The 17006-nt window shown below is 64.3% G+C and carries 14 protein-coding genes and 3 pseudogenes; 11 read left to right on the top strand and 6 right to left on the bottom strand.

Annotated elements, in window-relative coordinates; genetic code table 11:
* Nucleotides 1-383 precede the first annotated feature (383 nt).
* Nucleotides 384-773: a hypothetical protein gene (locus tag BST40_RS29995; RefSeq protein WP_158083993.1), complete on the top strand. Its 390-nt coding sequence runs from the start codon at nucleotides 384-386 to the stop codon at nucleotides 771-773.
* A 29-nt stretch (nucleotides 774-802) separates the two neighbouring features.
* Here BST40_RS29995 and BST40_RS05855 read toward each other — a convergent pair whose 3' ends face one another.
* Nucleotides 803-1678 carry a L,D-transpeptidase gene (locus BST40_RS05855; RefSeq protein ID WP_075547797.1) on the bottom strand — a complete coding sequence of 292 codons (876 nt, stop codon included), beginning with the start codon at nucleotides 1676-1678 and terminating at the stop codon, nucleotides 803-805.
* 171 nt (nucleotides 1679-1849) lie between these two features.
* Between BST40_RS05855 and BST40_RS05850 the strand changes: the two genes are divergently transcribed.
* The 3 genes from BST40_RS05850 (at nucleotide 1850) to secA (ending at nucleotide 6457) form a co-directional block, all read left to right on the top strand.
* A complete protein-coding gene (locus tag BST40_RS05850; RefSeq protein WP_075547798.1) occupies nucleotides 1850-2482 on the top strand; it encodes a ComF family protein in 633 nt (210 codons plus the stop codon).
* Nucleotides 2483-2818: 336 nt separating this feature from the next.
* On the top strand, nucleotides 2819-3508 hold the full coding sequence (gene hpf / locus BST40_RS05845) for a ribosome hibernation-promoting factor, HPF/YfiA family (RefSeq protein WP_075547799.1): 690 nt from the start codon (nucleotides 2819-2821) through the stop codon (nucleotides 3506-3508).
* A gap of 96 nt (nucleotides 3509-3604) precedes the next feature.
* Nucleotides 3605-6457: a preprotein translocase subunit SecA gene (secA, locus tag BST40_RS05840; protein ID WP_075547800.1), complete on the top strand. Its 2853-nt coding sequence runs from the start codon at nucleotides 3605-3607 to the stop codon at nucleotides 6455-6457.
* Here the strand turns inward: secA and BST40_RS05835 are convergent.
* On the bottom strand, nucleotides 6454-7356 hold the full coding sequence (locus BST40_RS05835; RefSeq protein ID WP_075547875.1) for an alpha/beta hydrolase: 903 nt from the start codon (nucleotides 7354-7356) through the stop codon (nucleotides 6454-6456). The two genes, secA and BST40_RS05835, sit on opposite strands and share 4 nt — an antisense overlap.
* A 14-nt stretch (nucleotides 7357-7370) precedes the next feature.
* Nucleotides 7371-8039, bottom strand: a pseudogene (locus BST40_RS05830) (NAD(P)/FAD-dependent oxidoreductase); the annotation flags it as partial.
* Between BST40_RS05830 and BST40_RS05825 the strand changes: the two are divergent.
* The 7 genes and pseudogenes from BST40_RS05825 to BST40_RS29290 all read left to right on the top strand — a co-directional run.
* Nucleotides 8030-8470 (top strand): annotated as a pseudogene (locus BST40_RS05825) (PucR family transcriptional regulator); the annotation flags it as partial. The pseudogenes BST40_RS05830 and BST40_RS05825 overlap by 10 nt on opposite strands.
* Nucleotides 8471-8849: 379 nt before the next feature.
* Nucleotides 8850-9461, top strand: a complete 612-nt coding sequence (locus BST40_RS05820) for a hypothetical protein (RefSeq protein WP_131808316.1) — start codon at nucleotides 8850-8852, stop codon at nucleotides 9459-9461.
* A gap of 101 nt (nucleotides 9462-9562) precedes the next feature.
* Entirely contained in the window at nucleotides 9563-10309 is a 747-nt protein-coding gene (locus tag BST40_RS05815) for a hypothetical protein (RefSeq protein ID WP_075547876.1), read from the top strand.
* Nucleotides 10310-10327: 18 nt separating this feature from the next.
* Nucleotides 10328-11914, top strand: coding sequence for an HD domain-containing phosphohydrolase (locus BST40_RS05810; protein WP_075547802.1), 1587 nt, complete (start codon nucleotides 10328-10330; stop codon nucleotides 11912-11914).
* Between the two features lie 68 nt (nucleotides 11915-11982).
* Complete coding sequence (gene mddA / locus BST40_RS05805; RefSeq protein WP_075547803.1) at nucleotides 11983-12738, top strand: methanethiol S-methyltransferase; 756 nt, start codon at nucleotides 11983-11985, stop codon at nucleotides 12736-12738.
* A gap of 871 nt (nucleotides 12739-13609) precedes the next feature.
* Nucleotides 13610-14602 (top strand): tryptophan 2,3-dioxygenase, encoded by a 993-nt coding sequence (locus tag BST40_RS05800; RefSeq protein WP_083153805.1) that lies wholly within the window; start codon nucleotides 13610-13612, stop codon nucleotides 14600-14602.
* A 236-nt stretch (nucleotides 14603-14838) separates the two neighbouring features.
* Nucleotides 14839-15462: an alpha/beta hydrolase gene (locus BST40_RS29290; RefSeq protein ID WP_158006356.1), complete on the top strand. Its 624-nt coding sequence runs from the start codon at nucleotides 14839-14841 to the stop codon at nucleotides 15460-15462.
* Between the two features lie 189 nt (nucleotides 15463-15651).
* Here the strand turns inward: BST40_RS29290 and BST40_RS05790 are convergent, their stop codons facing one another.
* The 3 genes and pseudogenes from BST40_RS05790 to BST40_RS05780 form a co-directional block, all read right to left on the bottom strand.
* A complete protein-coding gene (locus BST40_RS05790) occupies nucleotides 15652-16092 on the bottom strand; it encodes a hypothetical protein (RefSeq protein WP_240316592.1) in 441 nt (146 codons plus the stop codon).
* Nucleotides 16093-16237: 145 nt separating this feature from the next.
* Nucleotides 16238-16735, bottom strand: coding sequence for a barstar family protein (locus tag BST40_RS05785; protein WP_075547806.1), 498 nt, complete (start codon nucleotides 16733-16735; stop codon nucleotides 16238-16240).
* Nucleotides 16736-16750: 15 nt separating this feature from the next.
* Nucleotides 16751-16864 (bottom strand): annotated as a pseudogene (locus BST40_RS05780) (ribonuclease domain-containing protein); the annotation flags it as partial.
* Nucleotides 16865-17006 lie beyond the last annotated feature (142 nt).

Below are 17006 nucleotides of genomic sequence, written 5' to 3'. Positions count from 1 at the left end.
ACGTGAAAAGCGTTCCCCAAGTCACTGTTTGGGCAATTCTGGATCACGACGCGGCTGGTGCGCCGTATCGGTTCGGCAACCAATACGTCTTGATCTAGGCAAGGATTCGGCGCACCGATACGGTTCCTCATTGCCGCCGTTTTCGCGGGCGGCTTGGGCAGGAATGAACGGAGTTGGCGTTGCGGCTTGTGGATCGATGCTGCGTTGCGGTAGCTGCCGGCGCGGGGTTGTGTGGCGCCGCGCTTACGTTCAGTGCTGGTGCGCCGGCCGCTCCATTGCCGACCGGCGGTCCGACGTGCCTGGAGCAACTTGGCGCGCTTGGTTCCGCACCGCCCATGGCAGCAGCGCCGGTGGTGCTGCCCGGTCCGCCAGTAGCAGGCGCTGTGCCTCTGGCGCCCGTGGTGCCGGTGGTGCCGGCCGCGCCCGTGGTGCCGGTGGTGCCGGCCGCGCCCGTGGTGCCGGCTGCGCCGGCCGCGCCCGTGGTGCCGGTGGTGCCGGCTGCGCCCGTGGTGCCGGTGGTGCCGGCCGGCGTGGCCGCCGCACCAGCCGACGCTGCCCCGGGTGCCGCTCCGATCGTGAAGGCGGCCGGCACGGGTAAGGGTGCGCCGACGGATCCGGCTGCGCCGGCACCCGGACCGGTGGTGCTGCCCGGCCCGCCGGCGCCGGCGGCAGCGGCGCTACCCCAGGCGCCCATCACCGCTGTGCTGGCTGGGTCGTCGACACCGCTTCCGGCTTGCGCGGCGGGCCCCGCACCAGGGCCGGCTGCGCAGTAACGTCGGCGGCTGCCCGCACCGGCCCCGGATCACGGCATCACCGGGTCTACTTCCTTTTCGTCTGCCGCAACCCCTTCCTGGACGATGACGGGGTCGCCGACGTTGACCGTGTTGAAGTACCACTCGGCGTCGGTGGGGCTCAGGCTGATGCAGCCATGGCTCACATTCTCAACCCCCATTGACCGGATCGCCCACGGGGCCGAATGCACATAGAGGCCGCGGCTGGTGATCCGGACGGCGTAGTCCACCGGGAGCCGGTAACCGTCGGGGTCGTCGACGGGGATGCCGACCGAGCTCGAATCCATAATCACCGTGCGATCTTTGGAGATCACGTGGTAGGTGCCGACGGGCGTCTCGAACTCGGGCCTGCCCATCGAGGCCGGCAGCACACCTTCTTCTCCCCAGTGCGGCCGGTGGTGCGGCGTTGGTAGTGGCGGCGCCCCCGTTGCAGCCGGGACTCCGTCGATGCTCACGGTGAAGGTGTGCTTCGCGATGTCGGCAACGCCGACGACCGCCGGACCCGTTTCGAAGTTCGTGCGCAACCCGCCCACCGAGAGCGCCACGGTGCTGTGCGCCGGCCAGAATCGGTCGGGAACCCATTGCACAACGTTGTCGTCCAGCCACTCGAACGTGCCGGTACGGGCGGGCGCCGATCTGACGTCGATCGCGCGCTGCACCGCCTGCCGATCGGCGACGGGGTAGCCGAACGTGATCACCACCGGATGCGCCACCCCCACCACCGCGCCGCGCATCGGCAAGATGGCAGTGATGCCGACGTTGCCGCTGGCGCTGTTCACCGCCATCAGCGTTACGCCGGTTCGCCCGGCGAATACCGTCACGGTGATGCTGATGACCACCAGAAGAGACCGTATTGCCGCCAGAAGAGACCGTATTGCCGCCCGCATCGTTCTCGCCGGACACCTTTCGCATCGGTAATCAGTCGTTGTCGCTGGTCGATGGTATGGCCGCGTCGACGGCTGAATGTGACAGCGCGCCTTGGCATGTCGGTCAGGTTTTGGTTACAGGTAGGTCTCCACTCGGCACGGGTTGTCGGTCCCCGACGCCACACTGACAACGTGCTCGACCTAGTCCTGCCGCTGCAGTGCGGCGGCTGCGGTGCCCCGGCGACCCGGTGGTGCCCCGGCTGCTCCGCGGAGCTCGGTGTGGCGGCCGATCAACCGCACGTCGTGAACCCGCGGGTGGACCCCCGGGTCCCGGTGTTCGCGCTCGGGCGCTACGCCGGCGCCCGTCGTCAAGCGATCCTGGCCATGAAGGAACACGGTCGCCGCGACCTTGTCGTACCGCTGGCGCGGGCACTGGCCGTCGGTATCCACCGCCTGCTGTCCTGGGGGGTTGTCGATGCCCCGCTGACCCTGGTGCCCGCGCCCACTCGTAGTTCGGCGGCGCGTCGGCGCGGGGGCGACCCGGTGACCCGCATCGCCGCCGCGGCGGTGGCCGGCCATCCCGGGATCACGGTCGTCCGGGCGTTACGACTCAAAGGGCTGGTCCGCGACTCGGTCGGTTTGGGCACGTCGGCGCGCGAGCGCAACATCGCCGGCCGAGTGCTGCTGCGCGGCCGGCGCCTGTGCGCCGAAGTCGTGATCGTCGACGATGTCGTCACCACCGGGGCGACGGCGCGGGAGTCGGTCCAGGCCCTGCAGGCCGCCGGGGTCCGGGTGGCCGCTGTGTTGGCAATCGCGGCGGCATGACGAGCTTTAGCCGGTCTCCTATCCCCCCCGAAACGTCCGGCATAAGAACTCGGCAAAAGGCTGGCCGATTCGCTGGCACCGCGGGGTGAACACAGGCTAACGTCGAGATCAGATTCAGACTTACCGGCAAGGCTTACGGTCGCGATACCCAGGTTTCCCAGGTCCAAGACAGGTCCAAGCACTAACCGCGGTAGGAGGTGAGTAATCGGCACCTTGCTCCGGCGGGCAGCATGCGGCGGTGACTTCACGAAATCCGCTCCAACCCCCGTCGGCGCGTAACCGAAGGCCCGGCACGCAGGGCGCGTGCGACGTGAAAAGAGAAACGAGTTGTCACGAATGTCAAGGCTCACCGTGGATTCCGACCAGATTGTGGATCAGCCGCCGGCCGAAACCGATGAACAGGCGGAACCGCAAGCGACCGCCGAGATTGTGTTCAAAGGCCGCAATGTCGAGATTCCCGACCACTTCCGCATCTACGTTTCGCAGAAGCTCGCTCGTTTGGAACGTTTCGACCGGACCATCTACCTGTTCGACGTCGAACTCGACCATGAACGCAACCGTCGCCAACGCAAATCCTGTCAGCGAGTGGAGGTCACCGCTCGCGGTCGGGGACCCGTCGTCCGCGGCGAGGCCTGCGCCGACAGCTTCTATGCCGCCCTCGAGTCCGCCGTCGGCAAGCTGGAAAACCGGCTGCGCCGCAGCAAAGACCGCCGCAAAGTCCACTACGGCGACAAGACGCCCGTGTCGCTGGCCGAGGCCACCGCGGCGGCCCCGCCACCGGAAAGGGCCTTCGACGCGGAGCCGGCCGAGCCACACGAGCATGACGGCGCCGAACTTGACCACGAACCGGGACGCATCGTCCGCGTCAAGGAACACCCGGCCAAGCCGATGTCGGTGGACGACGCGCTCTACGAGATGGAGCTTGTCGGACACGACTTCTTCTTGTTCTTCGACAAGGAGACCGAGCGGCCCACCGTCGTCTACCGCCGGCACGCCTACGACTATGGCTTGATCCGGCTGGCTTGATCAGGCTGGCTCGAGGATCGGCGGCTAATACCACGGCGTCACCTACGATGGGAGTCGCCTGATCGAAGAAGACTCCTACCCATAAGGGATATAGCTGTGCTGTCGAAGTTGCTGCGCCTTGGTGAAGGTCGCATGGTCAAGCGCCTCAGGAAGGTGGCCGACTACGTCAACACGTTGTCGGACGACGTCGAAAAGCTCACCGACGCCGAGCTGAGAGCCAAGACCGACGAGTTCAAGCGGCGCCTGGCCGACGAGAAAAACCCGGAAACCCTCGACGACCTGCTACCTGAAGCGTTCGCCGTCGCGCGCGAGGCAGCTTGGCGGGTGCTCGACCAGCGACCGTTCGACGTCCAGGTGATGGGTGCGGCCGCCCTGCACATGGGGTACGTCGCGGAGATGAAGACCGGTGAGGGTAAGACCCTGACCTGTGTGCTGCCCGCCTACCTCAACGCGCTGGCGGGCAAGGGCGTGCACATCGTGACCGTCAACGACTACCTGGCCAAACGCGACAGCGAGTGGATGGGTCGGGTGCACCGTTTCCTGGGCCTCGACGTCGGCGTCATCCTCGCCCAGATGACCCCCGACCAGCGTCGGGTGGCCTACAACGCCGACATCACCTACGGCACCAACAACGAGTTCGGCTTCGACTACCTGCGTGACAACATGGCGCACTCGCTCGACGACCTGGTGCAGCGCGGGCATAACTTCGCCATCGTCGACGAGGTCGACTCGATCCTGATCGACGAGGCCCGCACCCCGCTGATCATCTCCGGTCCCGCCGACGGCGCCTCCAACTGGTACGTCGAGTTCGCCCGGCTGGCGCCGCTGATGGAAAAGGACGTTCACTACGAAGTCGACCTGCGCAAACGCACTGTCGGTGTGCACGAGAAGGGCGTGGAGTTCGTCGAAGACCAGCTCGGCATCGACAACCTCTACGAGGCCGCCAACTCGCCGCTGGTCAGCTATCTCAACAATGCGCTGAAGGCTAAGGAGCTGTTCAACCGCGACAAGGACTACATCGTGCGCGACGGCGAGGTGCTCATCGTCGACGAGTTCACCGGCCGCGTGCTCTACGGACGCCGCTACAACGAGGGCATGCACCAGGCCATCGAGGCCAAGGAACACGTCGAGATCAAGGCCGAGAACCAGACGCTGGCCACCATCACGCTGCAGAACTACTTCCGGCTCTACGACAAGCTCGCCGGCATGACCGGCACCGCCCAGACCGAGGCGGCCGAGCTGCACGAGATCTACAAGCTCGGCGTGGCCAGCATCCCGACCAACAAGCCGATGATCCGCACCGACTGCTCCGACCTCATCTACAAGACCGAGGAAGCCAAGTACGTCGCGGTGGTCGACGACGTCGCGGAGCGGTACGAGAAGGGCCAACCGGTGTTGATCGGCACCACCAGCGTGGAGCGCTCGGAGTACCTGTCGCGGCAATTCACCAAGCGACGCATCCCGCACAACGTCCTCAACGCCAAGTACCACGAACAGGAGGCGGGCATCGTCGCCGTCGCGGGCCGCCGCGGCGGCATCACCGTCGCCACCAACATGGCCGGCCGTGGCACCGACATCGTGCTGGGCGGCAACGTCGACTTTCTCACCGACCAGCGGCTGCGCGAGCGCGGCCTGGACCCGGTGGAGACCCCCGACGAGTACGAGGCCGCCTGGCACGAGGAATTGCCCAAGGTCAAGAAGGAGGCCGGCAAGGAAGCCGCCGAAGTGATCGAGGCCGGCGGTCTGTATGTGCTGGGTACCGAACGCCACGAGTCGCGACGCATCGACAACCAGTTGCGCGGTCGTTCCGGGCGGCAGGGCGACCCGGGCGAGTCACGCTTCTACCTGTCGCTGGGCGACGAGCTGATGCGCCGGTTCAACGGCGCGGCCCTGGAAGCCTTGTTGACGAGGCTCAACCTGCCCGACGACGTGCCGATCGAGGCCAAAATGGTCACCCGGGCCATCAAGAGCGCCCAGACCCAGGTCGAGCAACAGAACTTCGAGATCAGAAAGAACGTCCTCAAGTACGACGAGGTGATGAACCAGCAGCGCAAGGTGGTCTACGCCGAGCGGCGCCGGATCCTCGAAGGCGAGAACCTCAAAGAGCAGGCGACGGATATGGTCCGCGACGTGATCACCGCCTACGTCAACGGCGCCACCGCCGAAGGCTACGCCGAGGATTGGGACTTGGATGCGCTGTGGACGGCACTCAAGACGCTGTACCCGGTGGGGATCGATCACGAGTCGCTGACCCACCATGACGCCGACTCCGAGCGTGACGACCTCACCCGCGAGGAGTTGCTCGAAGCGCTGCTGGCCGATGCCGAACGTGCTTACGCCGCAAGGGAAGCCGAGCTCGAGGAACTTGCCGGTGAGGGCGCGATGCGCCAACTGGAGCGCAACGTGCTGCTCAACGTGATCGACCGCAAGTGGCGCGAGCACCTCTACGAGATGGACTACCTCAAGGAGGGCATCGGGCTGCGGGCGATGGCCCAGCGCGACCCGTTGGTGGAGTACCAGCGCGAGGGCTACGACATGTTCATGGCCATGCTCGAAGGCATGAAAGAGGAATCGGTCGGGTTCCTGTTCAACGTCACGGTGGAGGCGGTCCCGGCGCCGCAGGTCGAGGTCGCACCGATCGAACAACCAGAAGACCTGGCGGAGTTCGCCACCGCGGCGGCGGCTGCCGCCCAGCAGCGTGGCAGTGGCGCAGCGGTGCCCGAGGAGGCTCCAAGTAAGTTGCGCGCCAAGGGTATTGAGGATGAATCACCCGCGCTGACGTATTCCGGCCCGTCCGAGGACGGCTCGGCGCAGGTGCAGCGCAACGGGGGCGGCGCGCAGAAGACGCCGGCCGGGGTGCCGGCCGGCGCCAGCCGGCGGGAACGGCGCGAAGCCGCGCGCCGCCAAGGTCGCGGCCCCAAGCCGCCGAAATCGGTGAAGAAGCGCTAGCCGGCCAGCGCGCTTTTCAGGAAGCCCAGCTGGTCGGCCAGCGCCCGCCGCTGCCAACGACCTTCGTAGACGTCGAAGTGATCGACCGGGTACTCGCGCAGTTGTGCCAGCGGTCCGGCTTTCTTGGCGGTGCGCCGGGCCGCGGCGGCGGGTGCGACCCGGTCGTTGGTACCCAGCTGCACCAGGATCGGTGACCGCAGCCGCCGCGCGAAACCGGTGGCCCGGTTGAATCCGATCTCCAGCGCTGTACGCGCACACACCTCGTTTCGCCAGGTCGGTCCGGCCATCGAGGTGTATGCCTCCGTGGCGCCGGGGGTGCTGATGATCGCGACCGATCCGGGTCGGGCCACCACCGGAATCCGGTGCGGCGCACGGTTGGTGAGGGCACGGGTGCCGTCACGCAAGCCGTGCGCGGCGGTGCGCGCCAGTTGAGCCGGGCCGGCGTAACGGACGAGCTGCACCAGGGCGGCCAGTCCGTCGGTGGCCGGGGTCATCGACACCGCTGCGGCGATGCGGGGGTCCTGCGCGGCGACCGCGACGACGTGGCCCCCGGAATACGACGTGCCCCACACCGCGATCCTGGCCGGGTCCACGCCGGGCAGCTGCCGGGCGGCCGCGATCGCCGCGTGGTAGTCCTGGCGTTGCCGCCGGAACGAAACATGTTGGCGGGGAGTGCCTTCCGAGTCACCGAAGCCGCGATAGTCGAACACCAGCGCGTCGATGCCGGCGTCGGCGAATGCCTCGGCGTAGTCGAGCAGGCCGGTGTCGCGGGTGCCGGCGAAACCGTGCGCCATGACGATGGCGGGCCGGCCGGCCGGGCCTGTCATCGTGTGCGAGCGGGCCGGAATATGCCAGGCAGCACAGCTGATGCCGTGGCTGGGGAAGGTGAGGTTCTTCATGTCGTGCTGCCCGATCACGAAGCAAGCCGGGCGGCCTGGTGGACGGAGAACTCGAGGGCCGGATCGGTCACCGGACCCCGGCGCAGCCGCTCGACATCCTTCTCGTAGGCCATCTGGACCGTCCAGGGACCGCTGGTGCCGCCGCGCGGGAAGTTCGCGATCGCACGTTGGACGTAACCCGAACTCATGTCCAGCAGCGGCACCCGCTGCATGTCAGGATCGCGCAGCACCGGTTCGACGGTGTGGTAGCCGTGCGCGTCCATGTGGTCGAGCAGTCGGCAGAAGTGCTCGCAGACCAGGTCCACCTTCAGCGTCCAGGAGATGTTGGTGTAGCCGAGTGCGAACACGAGGTTGGGCACCCCGCTGAGCATCATCGATTTGTAGACCGTGGTGTCGGGCAGGTTCACCGGTTGACCGTCGACGTCGAGGTGCACCTTCCCGAACGGCAGCATGTTGAGGCCGGTCGCGGTGACGATGATGTCTGCGGCCAACTCCTGACCCGATTCCAGCAGGATGCCGGTCTCGGTGAACCGGTCGATCCGGTCGGTGACCACCGAAGCCTGCCCGGCCGAGATCGCCTTGAACAGGTCGCCGTCCGGCACCATGCACAGCCGCTGATCCCACGGGTTGTAGCGCGGGCTGAAGTGGGTGTCGACGTCGAAGTTCTTGGGCAGTTGCCGTCGCGGTGGGCCCCACCCAACCCGGAATCACCGGCTTTCGCCGGTCGCACGCCGCCGCGTTGGTCATCCAGCGGTTGCTCAGCGGCCACCCCGGTGGCGAGCGCATCGCGTTCCACCGTGATCTCGAAGTCACCGCGTTGGCTGCCCAAAACCAGGACCAGGCAGCCGAATTCGTCGCCACCACGCTGGGCCCGCTCGCGGCGGACACCCCCGGTGCGGCTCGGTTGCGTGAGACCTTGCGGGTGTTCCTCGACGAAGCCGAGAACGCGCCGCGCGCCGGCATTCGTCTGCATACTCACCGCAATACGGTTCTGCAGCGGGTCGCGCGCGCGACCGAACTGCTCGGCCACCATCCCGGCGAGCGCCGGCTCGCCGTCGAACTCGCTCTCGAACTCGCCCACCACATCGGCCCGCGGGTACTGGCCAGGCCCTGATCGCGGTGAATGTCAGGTTGGATGTGGCCCGTGAGGCGGGCGCGCTGCCGCTCGCGAAGCACTGCCGCAGATCATGGCGCTGTTGAATCGCTAATCCGCAGCAGTGAAACTCGATCCGGGACAGCGGGTTGCGTTCGAACGGCGGTGGGCAACAGGTTCACCCGCAACTTGCCCCGATCGTGTTACGAATAGTGGGGTTCACTGAGAAATAATTCGGACCAGTCATCTGCGAATCCGGAGGTTAGCGATCGGCCAGTGGCTGGCAGCCTCCGCGAGCGAGACAGCGGACTCAGGAGGCGCCGGACACTCGGCAGAGATGTGACTCGACGCCGCGCGGCTGGGCCGTTGTGTGACCCAGCCGCTCACCGAGGAGGACGACATGGCGGAGCCCCTACTTCTGGACGAATTTCTGCCCACGTTCGACCACGTCGTCTCCGTCTCCCAGGTGCTCCGAGCCCCTCCCGAGAAGGTGTTCGAGGCCGCCACGAACCTGGACTTGTACCGGCTCCCGCTGGTGCATCTGCTGATCGCGGCCCGCGGCCTGCCCGCGCGGCTCGCCGATGCCCGTGCCCGGCGCCGCGGCGAGTCCGTGGCGGCGGAACCGCCGACGTTTCGGGTGCGGGACCTTCCAGCGCGCGGATGGATCCTGCTGGGTGAGTGGCCCGGCACCGAGCTGGTTCTCGGAACCGTCACCAAGCCGTGGCAGCCCCTCGGCGGTGAGCCCGAACGGCCGGTGACCGCGGACAGTTTCGCCGGTTTTGCCGAGCCCGGCTTCGCCAAACTTGCCGAGACCACCCGGGTGACTCCCTTTGGCGCCCAGGCGTGCATCCTCACCCTGGAGACCAGGGTGGTGTCGACCGACGAGGCCAGCCGGCGCCGGTTCCAGCGTTACTGGAGGGCAACCGGCCCGTTCATCGGGTTGATCCGGCCCGCCGTGATGCGTGCTCTGGACCGGCAGCTGGGGCGTTCGCCCTCGCCGAGCCCGGGGTGATCGGGTATCCGCTGCGGCGGAACCGCGGCTGCCTGCGGCCCTGGCCGAATTGAGGCACCCGCCTCATGCGCGGGCGCGGCCGCGGCGCGGACTATCCAGGTATGAACACATCGCTCACCCCCTTGGACGCCGCCGCGGCCGTCCTGCACGACCCGGTCCTGCCTGCCGGCGACGACGAACGATTCGTCGGGTTCGGTGTGATGGGCCTCCCGTTCACCAGCGGGCACTACCTTGCCTTGCGGCACTTTCCGGTGACGTCGTTTTCACCCGGCTACCGGTCGGTGTGGCACCGCGATCCGCAAGGCAGGTGGACGTTTTATGCGACGACGCCGGGTCCCCAGAGCTGCGCCCGCTACTTCAGCTCGGTGACCCGCAATGACGCGGTCCAGTGCGAGATCGACGTCGCGTGGGTCACGCCGTGGTCACTGGCCGTCGTGATTCCGGGATTGCTCGAGTGGCATATCGACATCGGCACCACCGTGGCGACGCGGCTGATGAGCACCGTCGGGGAGCGACTGCCGGCCGGAGTGTGGACCAACCGTGCGGCTCTGAGTGTGCTGGGCCAGGCTGCGGGGGCGCTGCTGCGGGCCGGGCAGGTCCGGCTCGCCGGGACCGCGCCGAACGGCCAGCGGTTCATGATTGCCCCCGCGCGGGTTTGGGCGGTGGCACAGTCGCGCGCCGTCTTGCGCGGCGTGGACCTCGGACCGGTGGGACCGCTGCGGCGTCAGCTGCGGCTCGCCGGTTTCCGGCCCCCGCAGCGGGGTCTGTTCGTCGTGGGCTCAGGGCATTTCGAAACGTTCGACCCGGGACGCCATGATGCGGTCAACGGCACCGTCCCGATCCGGTGACCAGTGCACAATGAGTCCATGACATCGCGGGCGTCGCAACCAGAACGTCCGAGACAGTCGGATGCGGAACTGCCGACCCGTGCGGAGCTGCTGGCGGCGTTGTCGGTCGCGATCGATCTCGGCTTGGGCCAGCCGGCCGAACACATGCTGCGGTCCGCGCTGATTGCGACCAGACTGGCCGATCGACTCGGGCTCAGCAGGCAGCAGCGGGATTCCACCTACTACGCGACCCTGATCATGTGGATCGGGTGCCACGCCGACTCGCATGAGTACGCACGGTGGTTCGGCGACGACATCGCCGTCCGCCACGACTCCTATCTGGTCGACTGGTCGGGGTTGCCGTATCTGCGTTTCCTGACCGGCAACGTGGGCCGCGGTCAGCCGCTGGTGCACCGGCTCAGCACCATGGCGACCCTCTTCATCAACGCGCGCGGCCACATATCCCAGTTGATCCACTCGCATTGCACATCTGCGGCTCTGCTGGCGGATCGAATCGGCCTGGATCCCACCGTGCAAGCCGCGGTAGCGTTCACGTTCGAACGCTACGACGGCGGAGGTTTGCCCACGGGTGTCTGCGGCGACGCCATCCCGATCCAGATGCGCGTCGCCCAGCTCGCCGACATGGTGGAGGTTCACCACCGCGCCTACGGTGTCGAGGGTGCCGTCGCCATGGCTCGCCGCAGGCGGGGCGGGCAATTCGATCCCGAGGTGGTCGACACGTTTGTCGACCATGCAGACGCGATCCTGGCCGGCCCGCCCACCGGTGATGCGTGGGCGGCGGCCCTGCGAGCCTCGCCAGATCACCAGCAGCCGCTGGACGACCAGTCCCTGGACGCGCTGCTCGTCGCACTGGGCGACTTCGTCGACTTGAAATGCCCATTCACGCTGGGACATTCGCGAACGGTGGCCCGGCTGGCGGGTGACGCCGCAATTGCCGCCGGGCTCGATGCGGACGCGGCGGTGCTGACCCGGCGTGCGGGCCACGTTCACGATCTGGGCCGCATCGGAGTTTCCAATCAGATCTGGTCCAAACAGGGTCCGCTGAGCGCGACGGAGTTCGAGCGAGTCCGGTTGCATCCGTACTTCACGGTGCGGATCCTCAACCAGGTTCCCGGGCTCCGGAAATTGGCCGAGGTCGCCGGCAATCACCACGAACGCATCGACGGCTCGGGATACCCGCGTGGGCTGGCCGAATCAGCGCTGAGCCTGCCGGACCGCGTTCTGGCAGCAGCGGTCAGCTACCAATGCGCTTGTGAGCCAAGGCCATATCGGGAACAGCTGACACCGGAGTCGGCAACCCGGCGGCTGCGGCGACAGGTGCAAGCCGGCGAGCTCGACGCCGTCGCCGTCGAGGCAGTGCTGCACGCCGCGGGACACCGTGCCGACCGGTCGAGTCTGCGCCCGCACGGGCTCACGCCCCGGGAGGTCGAAGTGCTCTGCCTGGTCGCCCGTGGCGCGTCGAACAAAGAGATCGCCGCGGCCCTGGTGATCAGCGAAAAAACCGCCCGCAACCACGTGGAGCGGACCTACGCCAAGATCGGGGTGACCAACCGCATCGGAGCCAGCATGTATGCGCTGCGGAATGGCCTAGTCAATAATGACTAGGGCCCCCTCAACGAACTTGAGGCAATAGACCTATAGGCGAAACCGCCTGTGCCGCGGACACTTAACCCATGAAGCGATCCCTGATCATCGGCTACGGCGCCGCCAGCTACCTGCTATTTGTGGTGGCTTTCTTGTATGCGATCGGTTTCGTCGGCAACTTCGTAATGCCACGCACCGTCGACCACGCGATCACCGCATCGATCGGCCAGGCCGTCGCGGTCAATGTGGTGCTGCTGGGTGTATTCGCCGTCCAGCACAGCGTGATGGCACGGCCGGCGTTCAAGCGGTGGTGGACGCGATTCGTGCCGCAGCCGATTGAGCGCAGCACCTACGTGTTGCTGTCGAGTGCCGTGCTGCTGTTGCTCTACTGGCAGTGGCGAACGATGCCCGCGGTCATCTGGGACGTGCGGCAGCCGGCCGCCCGGGTGGCGTTGTGGGCAGTGTTCTGGCTCGGGTGGGGGATCGTTTTCGCGTCGACGTTCATGATCAACCACTTCGACCTGGTTGGCCTTCGGCAGGTGTATTTGGCTTGGCGCGCAAAGCCATACACCGAGGTCGGCTTCCGCGCCCGGCTGCTCTACCGGGTGGTCCGTCACCCACTCATGCTCGGTTTCATCATCGCCTTCTGGGCGGCGCCCACCATGACAGCGGGCCATCTGCTTTTCTCGATCGCTACCACGGGCTACATCCTGATCGCGCTGCAGATGGAAGAGGGCGACCTGACGGCGGCGTTGGGTGACCGGTACCAGAGCTACCGACGCGCGGTGCCCATGTTGATTCCGCGGCATCGTCGGCTATCGACCAAAACGGCTGCCCAGCAGTAGCTTTGGCGCGGTATGACAACCATCCTGCCCGCCTCGGTTCTAGAGGCGCTGGTGCGGGTATTCCCGCGGGCCGCGGAAAAACGGTGCCGGGTCCAGGCCACCGGCCGCAGGGGATCGGCGGGGATGATTTCGCTGGCCTTCTCGAGCATGGCGACCCACTGGGCACCGAGCCACGGCACACCTCGATCCGGCATAGATCGGCACCGGCTAGGGCACGGTGGGCGGGTTTGGGGCTAGGTGGAGCGAGCGGAACTGGGGTGGTGAGCCACTCGAAGGGGCGGCATTGGCCGGGTGGCCGGGTTCGGTAAGTTCGGACGACTCGGTGTCGGTGTTGTGGTAGCGGGGCGATGAACGCGAACGCCATCCTTGTCGACTCCCTCGGTTAGACGGCCTGCATCCGGCGCCAAGATCTACGCCTTTTCGCTCATGCTTTTCACGTCGATATTTGATCAGCTGTGACAGGTTCTTGAATGTTGCGGTCGGGTGTGGCGGATCGCTGGGCGGCGCCGTCAACGAGAGGAGTGCACAGGCGGGATGGCAGCAGCAGAAGCCGGTGGCCGCGAGGACACGTGTTATGGGCTGGCTGATCCGGAGCGGTTTGTCGATTCGAGTTCCGCGGGGAGTTTTCGCCTCAACTCGCCGCCACGTTGCGAAGCGACTACGTGCGGAACGGATCAACCTTGGCCGGCGAAGGTCAGGGTCGCCGCGCGGCAGCGAAGGGTGATCGATTCTCCAGTGGACGTCACCGCCGTCAGGATTTCGGGAGGGCCGCGTTTCGGTTGGCGAAGGGCCTTGATCGATCACCTGAACGACAACGTGTTTGCGCGACACGGCACGAGCCCACGAGGATGAATGCGACGGTGGTGAGTCCATGCAACTGAAATCGATCTCATCAAATAGTAATGTCCAGATTGAAATTCAACGGGCTCTTGGCTGCCCAGCCGAAACCAGTTCAAATAGCCCTTCGCGGTCTAATAATTCAAAGCAGGTCGAAGAAGCCGAGGTGAGCGCAAGCGATTTCGCACCGGCTTCATACGTCGCTGCTTCAGACCACGACGACGGTCGATCGACGTTCGGTACACAACGGTCGTATGCAGAGTACTTGCAGCTCGAGAAGCTGTTGTCTGCTCAGCGACTGATCTCTGATGATCCCACTGAGATGCTATTTATCGTCCAACATCAAACCGCGGAGCTGTGGATGAAATTGCTTCTCCATGAACTCAAACTAGCCACCACGGCAATCTGTGCCGACATGTTGCAAGAGGCCTCTCGAAAGCTGACTCGAGTAAAGCTGATCATTCAACAGCTCGTATATTCCTGGGATCTTATCTCAACGATAAGACCAATCGAGTTCTCGGCGATTCGAAAATCACTCGGTACGGCCTCAGGCATGCATTCGTACCTATTTTGCGCTATCCAGTATCGCCTTGGAAACAAGGACCCGAAAATAATGGAACAATATCAAGACGGCAGGGCGATACATCACGAAGTCGCAGACGCCTACGTAGCACCTTCGTTGTATGCTGGAGTTATCGATCTGCTGGCGCAAAGAGGCTTTACCATTTCTCCATCGGTCTTATCGCGCGATCAGAAATTACCAACCTGCTGCGACACATCAGTTGAGGCAGCGTGGTTAACCATCAACCAGAACCCGAACCAATACGGAGATCTATTCGATCTCGGAGAAACGCTGGTTGATATCGAAGATGCAATGCGGCAATGGTCCTTTCGTCATCTGACCACAGCCGAGCGCATTATTGGCCGCAAAAAGGGAACAGGAGGCACTTCAGGCGTCGCATACCTTCGCAAGAAACTCGATGTCGTGCTCTTTCCGGAGCTGTGGCACCTTCGAACTGCAATGTAGAACTTCCAGCATTACCGGGTTGATCTTTGGCGTCGCAACCAATCCCAAAATACTATTGGGAGCAGCAATACAATCCGACGATTCAGATTCCTGACGCCGCCGAGCATTATGCTCGGTGGGCCCGGTGGGCGGATCTGACTCGCGCCGCTCTGCCCCATGCGCGAGAGTTTAAATACGGGCGACACCCACGTGAGATGATGGACCTCTTTAGAGCGCCGTGTCCACGTGGCGTCTTTATGTTCCTGCACGGCGGATATTGGCGGTCCTTCTCCAAGAACGAATTCTCCTGGGTCGCTGATGCGCTTGTCGCCAGTGGATTCTCTGTTGCGGTGCTCAATTATCCGCTATGCCCTCAAGTGAGCATCGAAGACATTTCGTGCAGTTGCCGACGAGCGGTCGTTTTTTTATGGCGGATTCTGGGTGACGCGGAACGAGCGAACTTTGTTATTTGCGGGCATTCTGCAGGTGCTTACCTCGTCGCTACGGCATTGACGACGGATTGGGCGTACCACGGGCTGCCGTCGGATCCCTTCCGAGGCGCGCTCGCAATATCAGGAATTTATGATCTCACGCCCATCGTCCACACCAGTATGAGTGCGGACATCAAATTGACGATGGAAAGCGCGCGGCTCTGGAGCATCGCTGTGCAACGACCGATGGTGACTGCACCGTTCTTACTGGCGGTTGGCGGCGACGAAACCGGCGAGTTTCATCGCCAGAGCATCAACCAGGCGGCCGCGTGGCGGCAGTTGACCCGTCCGCCATACGTCATCCCAGGTCGGAATCACTTTTCGGTGGTGGAGGATCTGCGGTGCCGCGAAACACGGCTATTCGAGCTCGCAGTTTCAATCCTCGACTAAAACCGTCAGGACGTACTGTTAGTATTTAGTTAAGGTAACTCTGAAAGTCAACAATTTCCTTTATCAATCTTCGGGCCAGTACCCCGACGCAAACATAAACAGCCCCCAGCTGAATGCCGCACCGTGGCGCTCTCCATTCCAGGGAAATTCGTACTCTTCGTGAGAGGGGAGAAGTTTGTCGAACAGGGTTCACTTGAGGCCATCCGTCAAGGGACCAAACTGTTTCGTGAACTCATCGATGTCCATGCTCCACGGGAGCAACTCGGTTGGCGAATCGACCCGGGATGAATCGCTCCTCGTGTGCCAGTACCGCGCCGACTCAAGCATTCCTTCTTCACTGGCGGTCGCGGTGAAGTCAAATCCAGGCCACACTACGCTGTTGTATCCCAGTGATTTCGAGGACAGGCCTCCCAGGCCCAGCAGCTGCTTCATGCTTTCGAAACGAGAGCCTTCGTCGCCAAGAGCTTCGGATACCCGCTCATGTATGCGTTGTGCGTCCGCTACGGAAAGCCCATGTTCGGCTAGCTTGTTTTCCAGCAGCTTCGCATTTTTGTTGACCATTCGTATCTTCATTGTCATGAGCAGGTGCACCTCGAAGTCGAGTATCTCAGAAACCGAAGATGTATTCATTGCTTATTCCTTCATTTGCCGAGGTAAGGCAAGAATTGGGTAAGGTAGCCCTTGAACACAGCAACCGAATCGTCAGGACGTACCGTTAGTGCTTCCCGAGACCTTTCTTCACCGGTATCGAGCTGGAGAGCTCGGCGTGTCGAGTTCAAACCGAAACTGTCACGACCGGGATGCCGGCGGTTAGCCAGCGTTTGCGAACTTCATTGACGTGATTGGTGGGGGCGGAAAGCAATAGGCCGAATGCCGCTGGCGGATCAGCTTCGTCACGGTAGTAATCCCGATAGAACGGTATTGACTTGGCAAACCAAGGAAAAATGTCGGGTTGTTCAACCAGCAGCAAGTGCGCATCGGTGATGTCAGTAAGGTACCCGGGAGCCGGTGGCTTACCCTCAGCTGTATTGATCATGTTGTCCAAGTCGCGCATAAAGTCATCGAATGCAGCCGCGTTGCGCCCGAACCACGGCGGGAAGTGCCACACTTCGGCGAAGGTGTTGAAGAGCGCATCGAGCGTTTTGACGTGCGATCCGTCGACTGTTCGGAGTTCGACACCGTCCGGAGGTGCCAAAGCCGATGCAGTCGCGGTGTGCACACCGACGCATGCCCCGTGGCCGGCGGCCCCTAAGACGAATTCGTCTAAATTCACAGTTCGTGTTCCTCGCTAACGAATCCGATGAAATGTGCCGTAATGGTCAGTGGTGTACCACGCGGATCCGTCACTTCCGGTGACTATTCGCTCACCGTCGCGGTCCTGGTCGGGCACCCTTGGGTTGACATGCCCTCACCCACCATGCCACCACCGAACTGCTGCACCGACAAACCGCCATGATTTTTTTTTTTATTGTTACGGGGTCCAACGTGATCTACACCGAACGCCGCCACAACCGCGCCACCCGCCTAAACCAGCGCGCCGAGTC

The sequence above is a fragment of the Mycobacterium persicum genome (assembly GCF_002086675.1).
Lineage (GTDB): Bacteria > Actinomycetota > Actinomycetes > Mycobacteriales > Mycobacteriaceae > Mycobacterium > Mycobacterium persicum.
Note: the sequence above shows the minus strand (reverse complement) of the source record. Positions and strands in the feature narration are given on the sequence as shown.